Consider the following 17,826-nt stretch of genomic DNA (forward strand, 5'->3'; position numbering starts at 1 on the left):
GTGGGCCGGGCGCGGGGCCCGGGCCGGGCCGGGGGTGGGCCGGGTCAGGCTTCGCCGTTCAGCTCGCGGTAGCCGCGGCGGGCGGCGATCAGGGCCGCGCGTGCCCCGAAGGGCGCCTCGGCGGCCACCCGCTCCGGCGGCGCGCCGCCGGTGTGCGCGGCCCGGATCAGCCAGGCCAGCCGCACCAGCTCGGCGTGCTGGGCCCGGACGAAGTCGACGTCCACCACGTCGCCGTGGCCCGGGACCACCACCGTGCCCGGGGTCGTCAGCCGCAGCAGGTCCGCGACCGCGTCCGGCCACTGCAGGGGGTACGAGTCCTCGAAGGCGGGCGGACCACTCTGCTCCACCAGATCGCCGGCGACGAGCACGTCCGCGTCGGGCACGTGCGCCACGAGATCCGCGTCGGTATGCCCGCGCCCCGGGTGCCGCAGCACCACCCGCCGGCCGCCCAGGTCGAGCGTCGTCTCCGTGTGCACCGCGTGCGTCGGGGCCAGCAGCGGGGTGTCCGCCAGGTCGGCGGCCAGCTCAGGGTGCTCCGCGCGCACCTCCTCGTACGCCTCCCGGCGCAGCCCCTCCGGGTCGTCGCGCAGAGCGGCGGCGGCCCGCTCGTGCGCGTACACCGGTCGGGGTGGGTCGCCGGCCAGGACGGCGTTGCCGAAGCAGTGGTCGTAGTGGTGGTGCGTGTTGACCAGGGTCAGCGGACGGTCGGTGACCGCGCGGACGGCGGCGGCCAGCTCGGTCGCCTGCCCCGCCGCGGAGAGCGTGTCCACCAGCAGCGCCCCGTCGTCGCCGACGACGAGCGTGACGTTGACCCGCAGCAGGGGCTCGACAATCACGTACACCCGGTCGGCGACCTCGACGAACCCGCCGCTCACGACGCCCGCCCGGCCCGGTCGACGAAGCGTTGCCGGTCCACCAGGAGCCGGTCCACCCGGCCCCGGGCCACCGTCTGGTCGCCGTCGGAGACGCTGACCTCGAACGACAACCGTCGACCGTCGACCGTCGTCAGCAGCGCCTGCGCCCGTACCGTGCGGCCCACCACCGTCGGCGCGAGGTGCTCCAGCTCGACCCGGGTGCCCACCGTCGTCGAGCCGGGCGGCATCGCCGTCGCCGTGGCCGCGACGGTGGCCGCCTCCGCGAGCGCGAGCGCCCGGGGCGTGCCCAGCACCGGTACGTCCCCCGAACCGACCGCCTGGGCGGTGTCCGCGTCGGTGACGGTCAGCTCGACCTGGGCGGTCAGACCCGGCGCGAGGGCCGGCTCGGGCTGCTCCTGCATGGTCGTCAGCCTAGGTGTTCCCCGCGCCCGCCGAGCACGCGCCCGGCGATCCCGGCGCCGCCGCGCAGGGTGGTACCCGTCGGTCGATGCCGTAGCCGTCGTTAACCTTGACCGCGATGGCCGTCGTGACTGACCCCCAGCCCCCCGCCCGGACCGACCCACCCGCGTCCCCGGACGCGGGTCGTCGGCGCATAGTCGCCATGACGATCTGGGCGGTCGCCTTCGTCGGCGCGTGGCTCGGCATCGGGCTGCCCACCGACCCGGCGTACGCCTTCGTGTGGATCTGGCTCGGGACCATCGCCTGGAACAGCGACCGCCCGTGGCGCAGCCACCTGCGCTTCGCCCGGGACTGGGTACCGGTGGTGCTGCTACTGGCCGCGTACAACCTCTCGCGCGGGTTCGCCGACAACGGCGCCACCCCGCACGCCATGGAGCTGATCGTCGCCGACCGGTTCATGTTCGGCTGGGCCACCGGCGGGGAGGTGCCCACCGTCTGGCTGCAGGAGCACCTCTACCGCCCACAGGTGCACTGGTGGGACATCGCGGCGAGCTGGGTGTACTTCTCGCACTTCGTGGTGGCGCTGGCCGCCGCCGCCGTGCTCTGGATGCGCGACCGGCACCGCTGGGCCGCCTACATGCGGCGGTGGGGATTCCTGTGCGCCGCCGGCCTGGTCACGTACTTCATCTACCCGGCCGCGCCGCCCTGGTGGGCCGCGCAGAACGGCCTGCTCACCGAGGTGGCGCGGATCTCCACCCGGGGCTGGAAGGCGTTCGGCATGCACGGCGCCGGCAACGTGCTCAACGCCGGCCAGATCGCCTCGAACCCGGTCGCCGCCATGCCGTCGCTGCACACCGCGTGGGCGCTGTTCGTGGTGCTGTTCTTCCTGCACACCACCCGCCGCCGGTGGTGGCCGCTGCTGCTCGCGTACCCCCTGGCGATGACCTTCACCCTGGTCTACTCCGGCGAGCACTACGTGATCGACGTGCTGGTGGGCTGGACGTACGTCGGGCTGACCTACCTGGTCGTCGGCCTGGCCGAGCGGGCGTGGAGGTCCTACCGCGCCCGCCACCCGAAGGCCGGAACGCAACCGCCCCCCAACCAGCCCGACCCCCCGACCAGCCAGCCCGACCCCCCGACCCCCGGCGAACCAGACAGCACCACCACCCACCGCTCGGTCCCCGCCGACCACTGACCGCCCTGTCCTTGTTGATCAAGAGGTTCGCGTCACCGAATGCCCGATTCTTGACGCCAACCTCTTGATCAACAGGAGTCAGGGGGTGGGAGTGAGGGTTAGGGGGTTGGGGGGTGGGCTTGGTGGTGGGCTCTGCGGGTTAGTTCGGCTGCCAGGGACCAGGCTTCGGCGAGGTCGCGGTCCTGGGCCGCCGCGCCCGAGCCGCCGGCCGTGTCCGCGTACACGGTCGCGAGCCGCAGCCGGCGCTGCACCGGTCCCTGCACGACGCGCACACTCTGGATCCGGGCGTACGGCACGATCGCCAACTGCCGGGTGAGCAGCCCGGACCGGGTGGCGAAGACCCGATCGAACAGGCCCGCGCCGAGCGCGCCACGTCCGAGCGGGTGCAGCCAGCGCGTCCGGGGCGGTGGCGGGCTCAGCGTCAGCGTGTCCAGGCGTACGCCGGGCAGCACCTCGCCAACGATCATCGTGGCGGTCGGCAGGTCACCCACCGGCAGCAGCCGGTCCGGTCGGTTGCGGTCGTCGGCCTCCGCGATCGAGTAGCCGGCCACCTCCAACCGCAGTCGCAGCCAGTCGTTGACCCGCCACAGCAGCGGCCAGGTGGCCCGTACGGTCTGGACCCGGTCCAGCGGCACGGTCTGCGCCCGGGTCTCCAGTAGGCCGTTGTGCACCCGCAGGGTGCCACCGTCGCGGGCCAGCCGGAAGTTCCAGTCATCGAGGACCCGACGGATCGGTTGCAGGAGCACACCGGCCATCGCGGTCAACGTGCTCGCCACCGCGATGAACGACCACGACCCGGCGGTGACGAACTGCACCACGACGAAGGCAACGCCGAACGGGAGCAGGAACGCCTGCGGGGTGAGCAACTGGCTGACCAGGAGGTCCCGGTTGCGTACCGCGTGCAGTGGCCGAGCCCGCACGGCCGTCGGCGTCTCGACCCGCGTGGCGGGCGCGGTGTCGCCGGGCGGCGCCACGCGCCCGGCGAGCGCCAGCAGCCGCTCCCGCAGGCGGGTCGCGTCGGCCACCCCGAGGTACGCCAGCGGCGCTTCGGTCTTGCCTCCTCCGACGACCTCCAGGCGCAGCTCGGCCAGGCCGGTGAGCTGGGCGAGCAGGGGCCGCACCACCTCCACGGCCTGCAACCGCTCCAACGGGATGGCCCGGGTACGCCTCCAGAGCAGCCCCTCGTGCACCCGCAACTCGCGGCCCACCACGTGGTAGCCGGTGTTGTACCAACTGATCACCGACAGCACGGTCGCGCCGAGCGCCAGCACCACGACCATGGCGGCGAACCAACCGAAGCCCACCCGCGACAGTGTCGACCAGGACAGGCCGGCGATGACCACGACCAGTGACTTGGCACCGTGCAGCAGCGGGCTGAGCGGGTGCAGCCGCTGTCGAGGCTCCCCGCCACCACCGCTTGCCGGGGCGGGCCAGGGCTGGACCGCCCCGGGCGGCCCGGCCGAGTACGGCGGCCCGGCCGAGTACGGCGGCGTAGCGGGATACGGCGTCCCGCCGCCATCCGGGGACCCCGCAGGGTGCGGCGGCACACCGGCGTGCGGCGGCACACCAACGTGCGGCGGGCCGGCAGGGGGCGCGTCGCGGTCGGGCGGTGGCGGCACGGTGCCGGGCTCGACGGGGCTCTCGCTCATCGGGCCAGCGCCCGGTGGCGTCGGCGGTCGGCGTGGCTGGTCACAGCCCCTCCGCCCGGTCCTCACCGAGCGCGGTGAGCCGGTCGCGCAGTCGGGATGCCTCCGCCGGACGCAGGCCGGGCACCCGCGCGTCACTGGCGGCCGCCGCCGTGTGCAACTGCACGGTGGCCAGGTCGAAGGCGCGTTCCAGCGGGCCGGCGCTCACGTCGACGAACTGCATGCGGGAGTACGGGACGATGGACAACCGGCGGACCAGCAGTCCGTGCCGCACGAGCAGGTCCTCGTCGCGCTCGGCGTAGCCCCAGGCGCGTACCGCCCGGACGATGGCCGTGGCCCGCCACCCGCCGAGCACCAGCACGATGGCGAGGGCGAGTCCGAACAGCCAGTGACCGCTCAGTGCCCAGCCGACCGCCGTCACGGCCAGGCCGATGGCCACCACGATCGCGAGTCGGATCAACTCCACCCAGATCAGGTCGGTCGAGATCCGCTGCCACCGTACGGTGTCGGGCCACGGCTCCAACGGTCCACGGTCCGACGTCGCGGAGGCGTGCCCCACCGCCGGAAGGCCGGGAGCCGGCACGGGGCCGGGAGCCGCCGGAAGGCCGGGAGCCGGCAGGGAGCCGGGAGCCGGCGCGGGGCCGGGAGGTGGCAGGGGGCCAGGGGCCGGCAGGTCGGGCGGGGGTGAGAGGGCGGCGTGACCGGCCGACGGCGGTACGGCGTTCGGCGGCAGCGGGGCCGGCGACGAGGCGTCCGGCGGGGACGGGTCCGGGCCGAGCGTGCCGGGCGCCGGGAACGCGCCGGGCGGCGGCGCGATGTCGGGCGGTGCCGCCGCCGGGGAGGTCGGTGGGGACGGGACGGTGGGGCCAGGGGAGGCCGGTGGGTCGGCGCGGTCCTCCGGGCTCATCGACCAGATCCGTTCCACGCGCCCCGCGCCGCCGCGCTGCTGTGCCTCATCGCTCGCTCACACGTCGAGGGTAGGCGATCCGGACACCGGAATGACGGTACGGAGAAAGCCACGGGCGTCCAGGAACGCTCCGAGAGTGTCCCGGTGCTCGGCGCAGGCCAGCCAGGTCTTGCGCCGGTCGGCGGTGTGCAGGCGGGGATTGTTCCACTCCAGCGCCCAGACGGCGGGGGCGCGGCAGCCTCGTGCCGAACAGACCAGGGCCTCGTCGGCGGGGGTGGGGACGTTCATCCGGGCCAGTCTAGGGCGGCCGGGGGCGAAAGTTTGAGCGCCGGGCGGCCACGGGGGGAGCCGCCCGGCGACGGGATGAATCGTACACGCGGCGGCCCGGTACCTGTCCACCCGTGACGCGCGATTCGATGCTCGGGACCGCGTGGCGAAAATCGGCTTCTCCCCGCCTCGACACTCAGGAAGGCATGCGAGTCTTGATACCGCACCAGCCGCGACGACCGACCAACGCTGTGGAGGACCGGTGGCCCAGCCGACCACGCCCGACGCCCCGACGCCCAACGGGGCGGCACCCCAGGCGCCCGCCCCGGTGACCACGCCCGCACAGGACGCCACCCTGTTGGAGAAGGCGTTGTTCGAGATTAAACGGGTGATCGTCGGCCAGGACCGGATGGTCGAGCGGATGTTCGTCGCGCTGCTGGCGCGCGGCCACTGCCTACTCGAGGGTGTGCCCGGCGTGGCCAAGACCCTTGCCGTGGAGACCCTCGCGAAGGTCGTCGGCGGGTCCTTCGCCCGGGTGCAGTTCACCCCCGACCTGGTGCCGGCCGACATCATGGGCACCCGGATCTACCGGCAGTCGAGCGAGAAGTTCGACGTGGAGTTGGGCCCGGTCTTCGTCAACTTCCTGCTCGCCGATGAGATCAACCGTGCTCCGGCCAAGGTGCAGTCGGCGCTGCTGGAGGTGATGAGCGAGCGGCAGGTGTCGATCGGCGGGGAGAGCCACCGGGTGCCCGATCCGTTCCTGGTGATGGCCACCCAGAACCCGATCGAGCAGGAGGGCGTTTACCCGCTGCCGGAGGCCCAGCGGGACCGCTTCCTCATGAAGATCGTCGTGGGTTATCCGACCGACGCCGAGGAGCGGGAGATCGTCTACCGGATGGGCGTGGCCGCGCCGGAACCGACGGCGGTCTTCGACACCCCCGAGTTGATCGCGCTGCAACGCAAGGCCGACCAGGTCTTCGTGCACAACGCGCTCGTCGACTACGCGGTTCGTCTGGTGCTGGCCACCCGTACGCCCGCCGAGCACGGCATGCCGGACGTCGCTCAACTGATCCAGTACGGGGCCAGCCCGCGCGCCTCGCTCGGTCTGGTCCGGGCCACCCGCGCGCTGGCGCTGCTGCGGGGACGCGACTACGCCCTGCCGCAGGACGTGCAGGACATCGCCCCGGACATCCTGCGTCACCGGCTGGTGCTCAGCTACGACGCGCTCGCCGACGACGTGCCGGCCGACCACATCGTGCAGCGGGTGATGTCGACGATTCCGCTTCCGTCGGTCGCGCCCCGGCAGCAGGCCACCCCGCCGTCGAGCGCCCCACCACCCGGCGCGGGCTGGCCCGGGCAGCGGCCGTGACCTCACCCACCCCTCGTCCCGCCCCTCTGGGTGACCGCAGCGAGGCCGTGCTCTCCCGACTCCAGTTGCTGGTCACCCGCAAGCTCGACGGTCTGCTCCAGGGCGACTACGCCGGTCTGCTCCCCGGGCCGGGCAGTGAGGCGGGGGAGTCGCGGGAGTACCGCCCCGGTGACGACGTACGCCGGATGGACTGGCCGGTGACCGCGCGGACCACGACCGCGCACGTGCGGCGCACGGTCGCGGACCGGGAGTTGGAGACCTGGCTGGCCCTGGACCTGTCGGCGAGCCTGGACTTCGGCACCGGGCAGTGGCTCAAGCGGGAGGTGGTGGTGGCCGCTGCCGCCGCCATCACCCACCTGACCGTGCGCGGCGGCAACCGGATCGGCGCGGTGATCGGCACCGGCGGTGGCGCGTCCACGCCTGCGCGGCGCTGGCGGGCTGGCCCACCTCCGGCCGGTCCGGGCGTGCTGACCCGGCTGCCGGCCCGCTCCGGCCGCAAGGAGGCGCAGGGTCTGCTGCGCGCCGTCGCCGGCACGGCGATCCAGCCCGGCCGGGGTGACCTGGGTGCGCTTGTCGACATGCTCAACCGCCCGCCCCGGCGGCGCGGGGTGGCCGTGGTGGTCTCGGACTTCCTGGCGCCGGTCGAGCAGTGGGCCCGGCCGATGCGCAAGCTGCGCGTCCGGCACGACGTGCTGGCGATCGAGGTGGTCGACCCACGTGAGCTGGAGCTGCCCGATGTGGGCGTGTTGCCGGTGGTCGACCCGGAGAGCGGTGAGCTGCACGAGGTGCAGACCGCCGACCCCCGGCTGCGGCAGCGCTACGCCGAGGCCGCCGCCGCCCAACGGGCCACGATCGCCGCCGCGCTGCGCGGCGCCGGCGCGGCCCACCTGCGTCTGCGTACGGACCGAGACTGGCTGCTGGACATGGTGCGTTTCGTGGCCGCGCAGCGGCACGCGCGTACCCGGGGGACGACACGATGATCCGTTTTCTGCAACCGTGGTGGTTGCTGGCCGTGCTGCCGGTGCTCGCGCTCGCCGCGTTCTACGTCTGGCGGCAACTGCACCGCCGGGCGTACGCGATGCGGTTCACCAACGTGGACCTGCTGCGTACCGTCGCGCCCAAGGGCCTGGGTTGGCGGCGGCACGTGCCGGCGACCGCGTTCCTGCTCTGTCTGCTGGTGCTCGCCACGGCCCTGGCCCGCCCCGCGATCGACACGAAGGAGCCGTTGGAGCGGGCGACCGTGATGCTCGCCATCGACGTGTCGCTGTCGATGCAGGCCGACGACGTGGCGCCGAACCGGTTGGAGGCCGCGCAGGAGGCGGCCAAGCAGTTCGTGGGCGAGTTGCCGGCGAGCTACAACCTGGGCCTCGTCTCGTTCGCCAAGGCGGCGAACGTGCTGGTGCCGCCGGGCAAGGACCGGGACGCGGTGACCGCCGCGATCGACGGGCTGGTGCTGGCCGAGGCGACCGCGACGGGTGAGGCGGTGTTCACCTGCCTGGAGGCGATCCGGTCGGTGCCGGCCGACGGCGCGGCGGGTATCCCGCCGGCGCGCATCGTGCTGTTGTCGGACGGGTTCCGCACCTCGGGTCGGTCGGTGGAGGAGGCGGCGGCCGCCGCGCAGGCGGCCAACGTGCCGGTCTCCACCATCGCGTTCGGCACCGACACGGGTCAGGTCGACATCGGCGGGCAGCTCCAACGGGTGCCGGTGGACCGGCTGGCCCTCGCCGAGCTGGCCGAGACGACCGAGGGTTACTTCTACGAGGCGGCCTCGGTGAGCGAGCTGAAGCAGGTCTACCAGGACATGGGCAGTTCGATTGGTTTCCGGACCGAGCCGCGTGAGGTGACCCAGTGGTACGCCGGGTTGGCGCTGCTGCTGGCGCTCTGCGCCGGCGCGCTCAGCCTGCTCTGGTCGTCACGGATGATCTGACCGCCAGCCGGGACGCCCGACGGCCCGTGCGAGGCCGGGGCGGCCGACGGTCGGGACAGCGAGGCGAGCGGCCGACGAACGGCCGGTGGTGGTCAGTGACCGCCGCCGGCCAGGACGAAGACGACGGCCACCCAGACGGCGGCGAGGGTGAAGCCCAGCGGGGCGACGTAGCGGCTCATGGACGGCTCCGAGTGGCGGCTGGACGGTCCGCGAGCGGGGGCGGACCGCAGGGGGTGGGGACGCGCACACGAAGTCGTGACCGGGCGGCTCCCGGCGACCGTCCGGTGACCGGACGGGGCGGCACGCACCGCGGCGGTGGCCGCGGTGGTGCGGGAGCGGAGCGGGGTCAGCTCGCCAGACTGAGTCGTGGCTCAGCGGGGCTGACCATCGGCCCGGCCACGACTAGGAGGATCGCTATCTCGCACAGCGATCACCTCCTGCAGGTCGGCCCGGTCCGAACGTCGATGATCGTACACCTGAGCCGCCCTCGGCACGCACTCGGCCGACCGGTCCGCGAGCGCTCCACCGCGCGGCCGGCCCGGCCCGGCCGGACGCGGCGTCGAGCCGCTCCCGCGTCCGCCGCGTACCACCGTGACCAGCACCGTGGCGAGCAGCGGCAACCAGCAGAACCGGGCCAGCACCCAGCCCGGGCCGTCCGGCGTCGTTTGCAGTCCGGGCAGGGCCAGGCCACCCCGGGCGGTGAGCGCGGTCACCGCGACCAGCACCGGCTGGTGCCACAGGTAGATCCGCACGGCGTCGCTGTTCACCGCGGTCACCACCCGGCCCGCGAGCGGCCGGTCCAGCAGCCGTTCCCACCCGGTCCGGGCCAGCAGACCCAGCCCGACCTGGGTGACCGCCAGCGCCACGGCCAGCAGCGACGGCGGGTTCAGGTTGGACACGCCGGCCCCGGGCACGCCGACCGCGCTGATCGGGTAGCCCACCGCCACCAGCACGGCCAGCGCCACGGCCCCGCCACCGGCGAGCAGTCCCGCCGCCCGCCGGCCGGCCAGCCGTCCGTCGGCGTACGCGACGCCGAGCAGGTACGGCACCGACCAGGCCGCCAGCACGCCGACCGGTGGCACGGCAACGCCGTCGGGCAGCAGGCGGACCGCGAGGTCGCTCGCCGCCACCACGGCCACCGCCGGCAGCGCGCAGCGCGTCAAACCCCATCGGCGTACGGCGGCGCGCAGCGGGCCACTCAAGGCGACCAGGAGCAGCAGCGGCGCCAGGAACCAGAGCGGACTGGCCGCGAGATGGAGCCCGACGGCGAGCGTGTCGTCCGACGCGCCCGCCACGGTGGCGGCCAGCAGCACGGCGGCCCCGGTGCCCAGCAGCGCCACCGTGGGCAGCAGCAACCGACGTGAACGGCGGGCCAGCCAGCCGGCCGAGGTGCCCCGGTGACGGGCCAACGACCGGGCCGAACCGAAGCCGGCGGCGAAGAAGAACAGGCCGAGCGTCTGCAACACCCAGGTGACCGGTGCCAGGGCCGGCAGCGCGGTCAGCGGACTGGCCTGACGCAGCCCGCCGTCACCGGTCAGCACCAGCCCGGTGACCAGCCAGTGCCCGAGCACCACCCCACCGATCGCGTACGCCCGCAACGCGTCGACGGTGCGGTCGCGGCTCATCGGGCGTCCTCGACCGGACCGGCGCCCCGCACGACCGCCGCGACCGCGATCAGGGTGGCGGTGCCCGTGTCAAGGTAGTCGTCGTGCCCGGACACCCCGTCCACCGGCAGCGGACGGGCCCCGAACGCCGGATCGCCGGGGCGACGCCCGTACCCGAGGCCGGCGAGCCGCACGGGCGGCACCCGGCGAATCCAGTCGGACGGCGCCTCGGCCGCCCAGAACCGCAGTCCGGCGCGCAGATCGTCGGCGCGCGGCACACCTGCGCCGACGCCACCGAGGCTGACCACGTCGGTGACCTGCGCCGGGGCGTGCGCCGCCGCCAGCGCCGCCACCAGGGCCCCGTAGCTGTGCCCGATCAGCGTGATCGTCGCGGCCGGACGGCGCGCGACCAGCTCCCGCAGCAGCCGGGCCAGTCCGGTCGCCCCACGCCGCGCGTCGGCGTCGCTGGCGGCGCCCACCAACCCGTCCGGCGGGTCGTAGCCGAGCCAGGCCAGCACGGCCACCCGCGCCGTGGGGTCGCTCGACCGGATCTGCCGGTAGAGCTGCGCCGCCTGCACCGACGGCGCCCGCCGCGGCACCCCGCCCAGTCCACGGTCGAAGTCGGCGAGTGTGCTGCCCACGCCCGGCACGAGCACCGCGATCCGGTCCGCGCCCGCCAGGTCGCCGAGGACCTCCACCGCCCGCCCGTCGCCGCGCGGGTCGAAGGCCAGGAAACGGCGTCCGTGCGCCGCCCAGTCCGCGTACGGGGGGCCGGCCGCGCGCATCGCCGCCGCCGTGCCGGGGTACGCCTCGACGAACCCCACCTCCATGACCGGCTCCGGTGGGCCGGGCAGGACCAGGCTCCCCCCGAGCAACGCGCTCAGAGCGACACGTGTGACACCTCGTCGTCGCATCACGTTCTCCCTCCCGAATGACGTCCGGAAGGGGAGAGTGCGGGGGCGAACGGGTCGCGGTCGTCGTACCGGGGAGCTGTCTCCCGGGTGGCCCCGAGGCGCTACTCGCCGGCGGCGACCAGACCCGTCTCGTACGCCAGCACCACGGCCTGGGCGCGGTCGCGCAGGCCGAGTTTGGCCAGGATGCGCCCGACGTGGGTCTTCACGGTCTGCTCCGCCACCACCAGGTCAGCGGCGATCTCCGCGTTGTTGCGGCCCCGGGCGATCAACCGCAGCACCTCGGTCTCGCGCGGAGTCAGCCCGGCCAGGTCGGTGGGGCGGGGCCGGCGACGGTCCGGGCGGGCCGCGAACTCGGCGATCAGTCGACGGGTCACCGCCGGGGCGAGCAGCGCGTCCCCGGCGGCCACCACCCGCACCGCCTGCACCAGGTCGGCCGCGGGCGCGTCCTTGAGCAGGAAGCCGCTCGCGCCGGCCCGCAGCGCCTCGTACACGTAGTCGTCCAGGTCGAACGTCGTGAGGATGAGCACCCGGGGGCGCTGCGCCGAGCGGTCGCCCAACAGTTGACGGGTGGCGGCCAGCCCGTCCAGGACCGGCATCCGCACGTCCATCAGCACCACGTCCGGGTCGAGCCGACGCGCGGCGGCCACCCCCTGCGCGCCGTCGGCGGCGTCGCCCACCACCAGCAGGTCGGGCTGGGCGGCGAGCAGCGCGCCGAAGCCCTGCCGGACCATCGCCTGGTCGTCGACGATCAGCACCTTGATCATGTGTCCAGGCTCCCCACCTCGTACGGCAGTTCGGCCGCCACCGCGTACCCGCCGTCGGGTAGCGGCCCGGCGGTGAACGTACCGCCGAGCGAGGTGGCGCGCTCCCGCATGCCGGTCAACCCGTGCCCCGCCCCGCCGTCGGCGGTCGGTGGGGCACCGCGCGGAAAGGCGGTCGGCGGGGCGTCGGGCGGGGAGTTGTCGACGCGTACTCCCAGAGCGGACGGACCGGAGCGGACGGTGACGCGCACCGCGGCGCCGGGCGCGTGCCGGGCCGCGTTCGCCAGGCCCTCCTGGACGATGCGGTACGCGGCCAGCCCGACCGGCGCGGGCACCGGACCCGGCGGCTCGGCGTCCAGGGTCACGGCCAGCCCGGCGCGACGGGCCGCGTCCACCATCGCGCCCAGGTCGGCCAGGTCGGGCTGCGGAGTGGTCTGCGGCCCGCTGGCCTCGCTGCGCAGCACCCCCAACAGCCGCCGCATGTCGGTCAGCGCGTCGCGGGCCGAGCCGGCGATGGCGACGAACTCGGCGGCGGCCGGGGCGGGCACGTCGTCGAGGCGGTACGGCGCGGTCTCGGCCTGCACGGCGATCAGCGACATGTGGTGTGCGACCACGTCGTGCAGCTCACGGGCGATCCGGGTGCGCTCCTCCAGCACCGCGCGGCGCTCCTGCTCGCGCTCGCTCAGTTCGGTCTGCGCGGCCAGGGCGCGCCGCGACAGCCGGTTGTGACGGAACAGGTCGCCGACGATCGCCAGCGCACCGAGCAGCAGCAGGACAGGCACCCGGTTGTCGGGGTGGACCAGAGTGAACACCGGCACCGTGCTGATCGTCACCACCCAGGCCAGCACCGGCCGGTCGACCCGCGCGACGACCACCGCCAGCACCGCGACCGACCCGAGCGCCAGCGGCGGGGTCCACGGCCAGGACCGGTCGGCCGGCGCGTTGAACGTGCAGATCAGCAGGGCCAACACCGTCAGCCGCCACGCCAGCAGCGGACGCCGGGGCAGCGCCAGCAGCGGCGCCACGGTCATCGCCGCGAACAGCAGCGCGACCGGCAGCGGCAGGCCCCACTCGCTCTCCACGGTCAGCGTGATCAGGAAGAGGCCGAGCGCGGCGAGCAGCCCCACCGGAGTGGCGTAGCGGGCGAGCCGGGGCCAACGGGCCAGCAACGACCGTTCGGGCGGGGCGTCCGGGCCCCACAGGGTCTGCCCCAGCGCTCCCAGAGCCACGACGAGAGGTTGCCGGTTCACCACCCGGAGGCTACGGGCCGAGGGTGCCACCGGGCGTGCCCCCGCAGGTTGATCCCCAGGTCGTACCTGGGTGGGACACCACACCCGTTAGCGCTTACTTGCGGGTAACGCCTAGGCTCCGACGCGTCCATGCTGAGCAGTCGCAAGGAGGAACCGTGGCCCGTACCGTGCTGGTGACCGGCGGCAACCGGGGAATCGGCCTGGCCATCGCGCAGGCCTTCGCCAAGCAGGGCGACCGGGTGGCGGTCACCCACCGCAGTGGCGAGGCCCCCGAGGGGCTGTTCGGCGTACGCGCCGACGTCACCGACGCGGCCTCGATCGATGCCGCGTTCACCGCTGTCGAGGCCGAGCTGGGCCCGGTCGAGGTGGTGGTCGCCAACGCCGGCATGACCGACGACACGCTGCTGCTGCGGATGTCCGAGGAGCAGTTCACCAACGTGGTGGACACCAACCTCACCGGCGCGTTCCGGGTCGCCAAGCGCGCCTCGGGCAAGATGCTGCGGGCCAAGTGGGGCCGCATGATCTTCATCTCCTCGGTGGTGGGCCTCTCCGGCGGCGCCGGACAGGTCAACTACGCCGCCAGCAAGGCCGGCCTGGTCGGCGTCGCCCGCTCGGTCACCCGCGAGCTGGGTAGCCGCAACATCACCGCGAACGTGGTGGCGCCCGGCTTCATCGACACCGACATGACCGCCGGCCTGTCCGACGACCGCAAGGCGGAGATCCGCAAGTCCATCCCGGCCGGCCGGATGGCCAGCCCGGACGAGGTGGCCGCCGTGGTCACCTGGCTGGCATCGGACGGCGCCGGGTACGTCTCCGGGGCCGTGATCCCGGTCGACGGCGGCCTCGGCATGGGCCACTGACCTTCTCTGACTACGGAGGAAACCCTGCATGTCCGGACTGCTCGCCGGTAAGCGGCTGCTCGTCACCGGTGTCATCACCGACGCCTCGATCGCCTTCTCGGTGGCGAAACTCGCCCAGGAGAACGGCGCTCAAGTCGTGCTCACCGGCTTCGGCCGGCTCTCCCTGGTCGAGCGGATCGCCAAGCGGCTGCCCGAGCCCGCGCCGGTGATCGAGGTCGACGTGACCAACGCCGAGCACCTGGCCAGCCTCGCCGACCGGGTCCGCGAGCACGTCGACGGGCTCGACGGTGTGGTGCACTCGATCGGCTTCGCCCCGCAGAGCTGCCTCGGCGGTGGCTTCCTCGACGCGCCGTGGGAGGACGTGGCGACCGCCCTGCACGTGTCGACCTACTCGTACAAGTCCCTCGCGATGGCGGCGCTGCCGCTGATGTCGGCCGGCGGCGCGGTGGTCGGTCTGACCTTCGACGCCACCAAGGCGTGGCCGGTCTACGACTGGATGGGCGTCGCCAAGGCCGGCCTGGAGTCCGCCTCCCGCTACCTGGCCCTGCACCTGGGCAAGCAGGGCATCCGCAGCAACCTGGTCGCCGCCGGGCCGCTGCGTACCATCGCCGCCAAGTCGATCCCCGGCTTCGACCAGTTCGAGGACGCCTGGGTCGACCGCGCCCCGCTCGGCTGGGACCTCAACGACCAGGAGCCCGCCGCGCGGGCCTGCCTGGCGCTGCTCTCCGACTGGTTCCCGGCCACCACGGGCGAGATCGTGCACGTCGACGGCGGCTACCACGCCATGGGTTCCTGACGTTGTAAGGAAGGGCACCCTGTTAACGCTTGCCGTAGAGCAGGGGGCCCTTCCTAACACGGCGCCCGCACCCGCCGGCAGGGGGCGTCGCCGGGCCGTCCTGAGCGAGGGACAAGAATGACCCCCATGGCGTACGACGCGGTGGTGCTGGTGTCCTTCGGCGGGCCCGAACGGCCCGAGGACGTGATGCCGTTCCTGCAGAACGTGACCCGTGGCCGGGGGGTGCCACCCGAGCGGCTGGCCGAGGTCGCTGAGCACTACCAGCACTTCGGCGGGGTGTCCCCGATCAACCAGCAGTGCCGTGACCTGCTCGCCGCCGTCCGCGCCGACTTCGCCGCGCACGGTGTCGACCTGCCCGTCTACTGGGGCAACCGCAACTGGGACCCGATGCTCGCCGACACCGTCAGCCAGATGCGCGACGACGGCGTGACCCGCGCGCTGGCCTTCGTCACCAGCGCGTACGGCGGCTACTCGTCCTGCCGGCAGTACCAGGAGGACATCGCCGCCGCCCGCGCCGCCGTCGGGCCCGACGCACCGGTGATCGAGAAGCTGCGGCAGTTCTGGGACCACCCCGGGTTCGTCGAGCCCCACGTCGACGCGGTCCGGGCCGCCCTCGCCCAGCTCGACCCCGCGAAGCGGGTCACCACCCGACTGGTGTTCACCGCCCACTCCATCCCCACCTCGATGGCGGCCAACGCCGGCCCGCACGGCGGCCGCTACGAGGCGCAGCTACGCGAGACCGCCCGCCTGGTGGCCGCGGCCGCCGCCCCCGACCTGGCGTACGACCTGGTGTGGCAGAGCCGGTCCGGCCCACCGCACGTGCCGTGGCTGGAACCCGACATCAACGACCACCTCAACGCGCTTGCCGAGGGCGGTGTCACCGGCGTGGTGGTCAGCCCGATCGGGTTCGTCTCGGACCATCTGGAAGTCGTGTGGGACCTGGACACCGAGGCCCTGGAGACCGCCAAGCAGCTCGGCCTCGACTTCGTCCGGGCCGGCACCCCGGGCACCGACCCGCGCTTCGCGACCATGGTCCGGGAGTTGGTCACCGAGCGCACCGATCCGGACGGCGCGCAGCTGCGCCGCCACCTCGGGGACCTGCCCAGGTGGGACACCTGTCCCACCGTCTGCTGTGTACCGACCCGCCGACCGACGCCTGCTGGGGGCACCGATGCATGACCGCAAGCCCGTGCAGAGCTGGCTCACCGACATGGACGGCGTGCTGGTGCACGAGGGCCAGCCGGTGCCCGGAGCGCCGGAGTTCGTCAACCGGCTGCGCGCCTCCGGCAAGCCGTTCCTGGTGCTGACCAACAACTCGATCTACACGCCGCGGGACCTGACGGCCCGGTTGAGCCGGATGGGGCTGGACGTGCCGGAGGAGTCGATCTGGTCCTCAGCGCTGGCCACCGGCCAGTTCCTCGCCGACCAGCGGCCGGGCGGCACCGCGTACGTCATCGGCGAGGCCGGGTTGACCACCGCGCTGCACGCCGTCGGGTACGTGCTCACCGACTTCGCCCCGGACTACGTGGTGCTCGGTGAGACCCGCACCTACAGCTTCGAGGCGATCACCAAGGCGATCCGGCTGATCAACGACGGGGCCCGGTTCATCTGCACCAACCCGGACGTGACCGGCCCGTCCGTCGAGGGGGCGTTGCCGGCCGCCGGCTCGGTCGCCGCCATGATCTCCAAGGCGACGGGGGTGGAGCCGTACTTCGTCGGCAAGCCCAACCCGATGATGATGCGATCGGCGCTGAACACGATCAACGCGCACTCGGAGACCACCGCGATGATCGGCGACCGGATGGACACCGACGTCCTCTGCGGCCTGGAGGCCGGGCTGGAGACCATCCTGGTGCTCACCGGCATCAGCAGCCGTACCGAGGCCGAGCGCTACCCGTACCGCCCGTCCCGCATCGTCAACTCGGTCGCGGACCTGATCGACGAGGTGTGACCCCGCCCGCGCGCCCCGCTCTCGTCGATCTTGCACTTACTGTCGCCGATATGGGGCGTGACGCCCTTTAGGTCGCAGCAGAAAGTGCAAGATCGACGTGGTGAGTCGGCGCGGCGCGGCGCGGCGCGGGGGCGTGGCGCGCGGGGGCGTTACGGGCGTAGGGGGGCGTTGCAGGCGGCCACCAGGGCTTGGCGGCAGGCTGCGGTGAGCGGGCGGAGCGCGGCGTCGCGCTGCTGGGCCTCGTAGTTGTTGATCGCGCCGCCCGGGGCGGCGTGCCCGGCCAACGCCAGCACCCGGTCGAGCACCGCAGCCCGGGCGAACAGCCGACGGGCCCGCGGGTCGAATCCCGGTGGCAGGTCGGTGGTGCCGTCGGGGCGGCGCAGCGCGGCCAGCGCGCCGGCCAGCTCGGGCCGCCACTGGGCCACGTCGAGCCGGGTCAGCACGGCGGTCGTCTCGGCCAGCGCGGCGGCCAACTCGGCCTCGGCCTCGGCGGCCCCGGGCAGCGACAGCGAGGCGGCCGGCGCGTCGGCCGGCAGCGGGTAGACCCGCCACAACACCGTCTCGAAACAGTCCCCGGAGCCGGAGGTGTGGCTGCGTACCTGCGGGATCAGGCCCAGCCCACCGGCCACCACCGCCTCGCCCGCCACCAGCGCCGCTCCGGCGAAGTCGCCGGGGCCGGGCAGACCCCTCGGGTCGCCCGGCGCGGGCAGCACCAGCCGGATCTCGTCGGGCGACAGCTTGGCCAGGGTGGGCAGCGCGGCACCCAGCGGCACGTCGGTCCAGGTGCCCGGGGCGTCCGCGACGAGATGCTCCTCGTCACCGGCGATCGCGTCGGCGACCTCGTCGTACGGCACCAACCCGGCGCGCCACGCGCGCACCCAGGCAACGAACCGGCTCGACCGGCGCGGCGCAAGCGTGGCCGCGCCCGTTGCGGGGGTGGACATGCCGAAAGGGTACGTGGTGATCGGTGGCCCTGTCTCGGCTGCCGCTCCGGCCGCCCTGCCTGCCCCGAACTGCCCCCTTCGCCCCGTCCACTACCGCCCTGCCCCAACCCACCCCCACCCCGCCCCCAACCCACCCCCGATCCCGTCGATCATGGAGTTGC

Annotated in this window: 18 protein-coding genes; 8 read left to right on the forward strand and 10 right to left on the reverse strand. The window is 74.0% G+C overall.

The genetic code is table 11. The features are described from left to right. Positions 1-44: 44 nt before the first annotated feature. Together AB0B55_RS07085 and AB0B55_RS07090 are read right to left on the reverse strand one after the other, a co-directional pair. Complete coding sequence (locus tag AB0B55_RS07085; protein ID WP_357128083.1) at positions 45-875, reverse strand: MBL fold metallo-hydrolase; 831 nt, start codon at positions 873-875, stop codon at positions 45-47. Then, entirely contained in the window at positions 872-1,276 is a 405-nt protein-coding gene (locus AB0B55_RS07090) for a hotdog domain-containing protein (RefSeq protein ID WP_355052715.1), read from the reverse strand. Before AB0B55_RS07090 ends, AB0B55_RS07085 begins: the two co-directional genes overlap by 4 nt. Positions 1,277-1,392: 116 nt before the next feature. Between AB0B55_RS07090 and AB0B55_RS07095 the strand changes: the two genes are divergently transcribed. Beyond that, positions 1,393-2,469, forward strand: coding sequence for a phosphatase PAP2 family protein (locus AB0B55_RS07095; RefSeq protein WP_357170890.1), 1,077 nt, complete (start codon positions 1,393-1,395; stop codon positions 2,467-2,469). A 98-nt stretch (positions 2,470-2,567) separates the two neighbouring features. Here AB0B55_RS07095 and AB0B55_RS07100 read toward each other — a convergent pair whose 3' ends face one another. The 3 genes from AB0B55_RS07100 to AB0B55_RS07110 all read right to left on the reverse strand — a co-directional run bounded on the left by AB0B55_RS07100 (position 2,568) and on the right by AB0B55_RS07110 (position 5,310). After that, positions 2,568-4,118 carry a PH domain-containing protein gene (locus tag AB0B55_RS07100; RefSeq protein ID WP_357170892.1) on the reverse strand — a complete coding sequence of 517 codons (1,551 nt, stop codon included), beginning with the start codon at positions 4,116-4,118 and terminating at the stop codon, positions 2,568-2,570. A gap of 40 nt (positions 4,119-4,158) precedes the next feature. Beyond that, complete coding sequence (locus AB0B55_RS07105; RefSeq protein ID WP_357171225.1) at positions 4,159-4,698, reverse strand: PH domain-containing protein; 540 nt, start codon at positions 4,696-4,698, stop codon at positions 4,159-4,161. A 381-nt stretch (positions 4,699-5,079) separates the two neighbouring features. Next, entirely contained in the window at positions 5,080-5,310 is a 231-nt protein-coding gene (locus AB0B55_RS07110; protein ID WP_357170894.1) for a hypothetical protein, read from the reverse strand. Between the two features lie 241 nt (positions 5,311-5,551). On the opposite strand from AB0B55_RS07110, the gene AB0B55_RS07115 reads away from it, so the two are divergent. From AB0B55_RS07115 to AB0B55_RS07125, 3 genes are read left to right on the forward strand one after another with little or no spacing between them, the layout of a single operon-like run. Beyond that, positions 5,552-6,658, forward strand: coding sequence for a MoxR family ATPase (locus tag AB0B55_RS07115; protein ID WP_355052719.1), 1,107 nt, complete (start codon positions 5,552-5,554; stop codon positions 6,656-6,658). Beyond that, a complete protein-coding gene (locus AB0B55_RS07120) occupies positions 6,637-7,638 on the forward strand; it encodes a DUF58 domain-containing protein (protein WP_357128577.1) in 1,002 nt (333 codons plus the stop codon). The genes AB0B55_RS07115 and AB0B55_RS07120 overlap by 22 nt, the downstream gene beginning before the upstream one ends. Then, positions 7,635-8,585 (forward strand): VWA domain-containing protein, encoded by a 951-nt coding sequence (locus AB0B55_RS07125; protein WP_357128095.1) that lies wholly within the window; start codon positions 7,635-7,637, stop codon positions 8,583-8,585. Before AB0B55_RS07120 ends, AB0B55_RS07125 begins: the two co-directional genes overlap by 4 nt. A 371-nt stretch (positions 8,586-8,956) precedes the next feature. Here AB0B55_RS07125 and AB0B55_RS07130 read toward each other — a convergent pair whose 3' ends face one another. The 4 genes from AB0B55_RS07130 to AB0B55_RS07145 form a co-directional block, all read right to left on the reverse strand. Then, on the reverse strand, positions 8,957-10,210 hold the full coding sequence (locus AB0B55_RS07130) for an acyltransferase family protein (protein WP_357170896.1): 1,254 nt from the start codon (positions 10,208-10,210) through the stop codon (positions 8,957-8,959). Beyond that, positions 10,207-11,103 carry an alpha/beta fold hydrolase gene (locus tag AB0B55_RS07135; RefSeq protein WP_357170898.1) on the reverse strand — a complete coding sequence of 299 codons (897 nt, stop codon included), beginning with the start codon at positions 11,101-11,103 and terminating at the stop codon, positions 10,207-10,209. The genes AB0B55_RS07130 and AB0B55_RS07135 overlap by 4 nt, the downstream gene beginning before the upstream one ends. A gap of 101 nt (positions 11,104-11,204) precedes the next feature. After that, on the reverse strand, positions 11,205-11,867 hold the full coding sequence (locus AB0B55_RS07140; protein WP_357128104.1) for a response regulator transcription factor: 663 nt from the start codon (positions 11,865-11,867) through the stop codon (positions 11,205-11,207). Then, complete coding sequence (locus AB0B55_RS07145; protein ID WP_357170900.1) at positions 11,864-13,114, reverse strand: histidine kinase; 1,251 nt, start codon at positions 13,112-13,114, stop codon at positions 11,864-11,866. The genes AB0B55_RS07140 and AB0B55_RS07145 overlap by 4 nt, the downstream gene beginning before the upstream one ends. Positions 13,115-13,269: 155 nt before the next feature. Here AB0B55_RS07145 and fabG point away from each other — a divergent pair, with 155 nt between their 5' ends. The 4 genes from fabG (at position 13,270) to AB0B55_RS07165 (ending at position 16,721) form a co-directional block, all read left to right on the forward strand. Beyond that, positions 13,270-13,974, forward strand: a complete 705-nt coding sequence (gene fabG, locus AB0B55_RS07150; RefSeq protein WP_355052725.1) for a 3-oxoacyl-ACP reductase FabG — start codon at positions 13,270-13,272, stop codon at positions 13,972-13,974. A 28-nt stretch (positions 13,975-14,002) separates the two neighbouring features. Continuing rightward, positions 14,003-14,770 carry an enoyl-ACP reductase FabI gene (gene fabI, locus AB0B55_RS07155; protein WP_357170902.1) on the forward strand — a complete coding sequence of 256 codons (768 nt, stop codon included), beginning with the start codon at positions 14,003-14,005 and terminating at the stop codon, positions 14,768-14,770. Positions 14,771-14,896: 126 nt separating this feature from the next. Beyond that, positions 14,897-15,949 carry a ferrochelatase gene (locus AB0B55_RS07160; protein WP_357170904.1) on the forward strand — a complete coding sequence of 351 codons (1,053 nt, stop codon included), beginning with the start codon at positions 14,897-14,899 and terminating at the stop codon, positions 15,947-15,949. Beyond that, positions 15,942-16,721, forward strand: a complete 780-nt coding sequence (locus tag AB0B55_RS07165) for an HAD-IIA family hydrolase (protein WP_355052728.1) — start codon at positions 15,942-15,944, stop codon at positions 16,719-16,721. The genes AB0B55_RS07160 and AB0B55_RS07165 overlap by 8 nt, the downstream gene beginning before the upstream one ends. Positions 16,722-16,870: 149 nt before the next feature. Here the strand turns inward: AB0B55_RS07165 and AB0B55_RS07170 are convergent, their stop codons facing one another. After that, complete coding sequence (locus tag AB0B55_RS07170) at positions 16,871-17,665, reverse strand: hypothetical protein (RefSeq protein ID WP_355052729.1); 795 nt, start codon at positions 17,663-17,665, stop codon at positions 16,871-16,873. Between the last annotated feature and the right edge of the window lie 161 nt (positions 17,666-17,826).

Origin of the sequence: Micromonospora sp. NPDC049107 (assembly GCF_040648595.1) — a bacterium.
In the GTDB taxonomy this organism is placed as follows: Bacteria; Actinomycetota; Actinomycetes; order Mycobacteriales; family Micromonosporaceae; genus Micromonospora.

Coding starts and splice junctions, on each gene's coding strand:
- AB0B55_RS07130 (WP_357170896.1), bottom strand. CDS start 10,210: ATGAGCCGCGACCGCACCGTCGACGCGTTGCGGGCGTACGCGATCGGT.
- AB0B55_RS07165 (WP_355052728.1), top strand. CDS start 15,942: ATGCATGACCGCAAGCCCGTGCAGAGCTGGCTCACCGACATGGACGGC.
- AB0B55_RS07160 (WP_357170904.1), top strand. CDS start 14,897: ATGGCGTACGACGCGGTGGTGCTGGTGTCCTTCGGCGGGCCCGAACGG.
- AB0B55_RS07170 (WP_355052729.1), bottom strand. CDS start 17,665: ATGTCCACCCCCGCAACGGGCGCGGCCACGCTTGCGCCGCGCCGGTCG.
- AB0B55_RS07100 (WP_357170892.1), bottom strand. CDS start 4,118: ATGAGCGAGAGCCCCGTCGAGCCCGGCACCGTGCCGCCACCGCCCGAC.
- AB0B55_RS07135 (WP_357170898.1), bottom strand. CDS start 11,103: ATGCGACGACGAGGTGTCACACGTGTCGCTCTGAGCGCGTTGCTCGGG.
- AB0B55_RS07095 (WP_357170890.1), top strand. CDS start 1,393: ATGGCCGTCGTGACTGACCCCCAGCCCCCCGCCCGGACCGACCCACCC.
- AB0B55_RS07140 (WP_357128104.1), bottom strand. CDS start 11,867: ATGATCAAGGTGCTGATCGTCGACGACCAGGCGATGGTCCGGCAGGGC.
- AB0B55_RS07125 (WP_357128095.1), top strand. CDS start 7,635: ATGATCCGTTTTCTGCAACCGTGGTGGTTGCTGGCCGTGCTGCCGGTG.
- fabI (WP_357170902.1), top strand. CDS start 14,003: ATGTCCGGACTGCTCGCCGGTAAGCGGCTGCTCGTCACCGGTGTCATC.
- AB0B55_RS07090 (WP_355052715.1), bottom strand. CDS start 1,276: ATGCAGGAGCAGCCCGAGCCGGCCCTCGCGCCGGGTCTGACCGCCCAG.
- AB0B55_RS07110 (WP_357170894.1), bottom strand. CDS start 5,310: ATGAACGTCCCCACCCCCGCCGACGAGGCCCTGGTCTGTTCGGCACGA.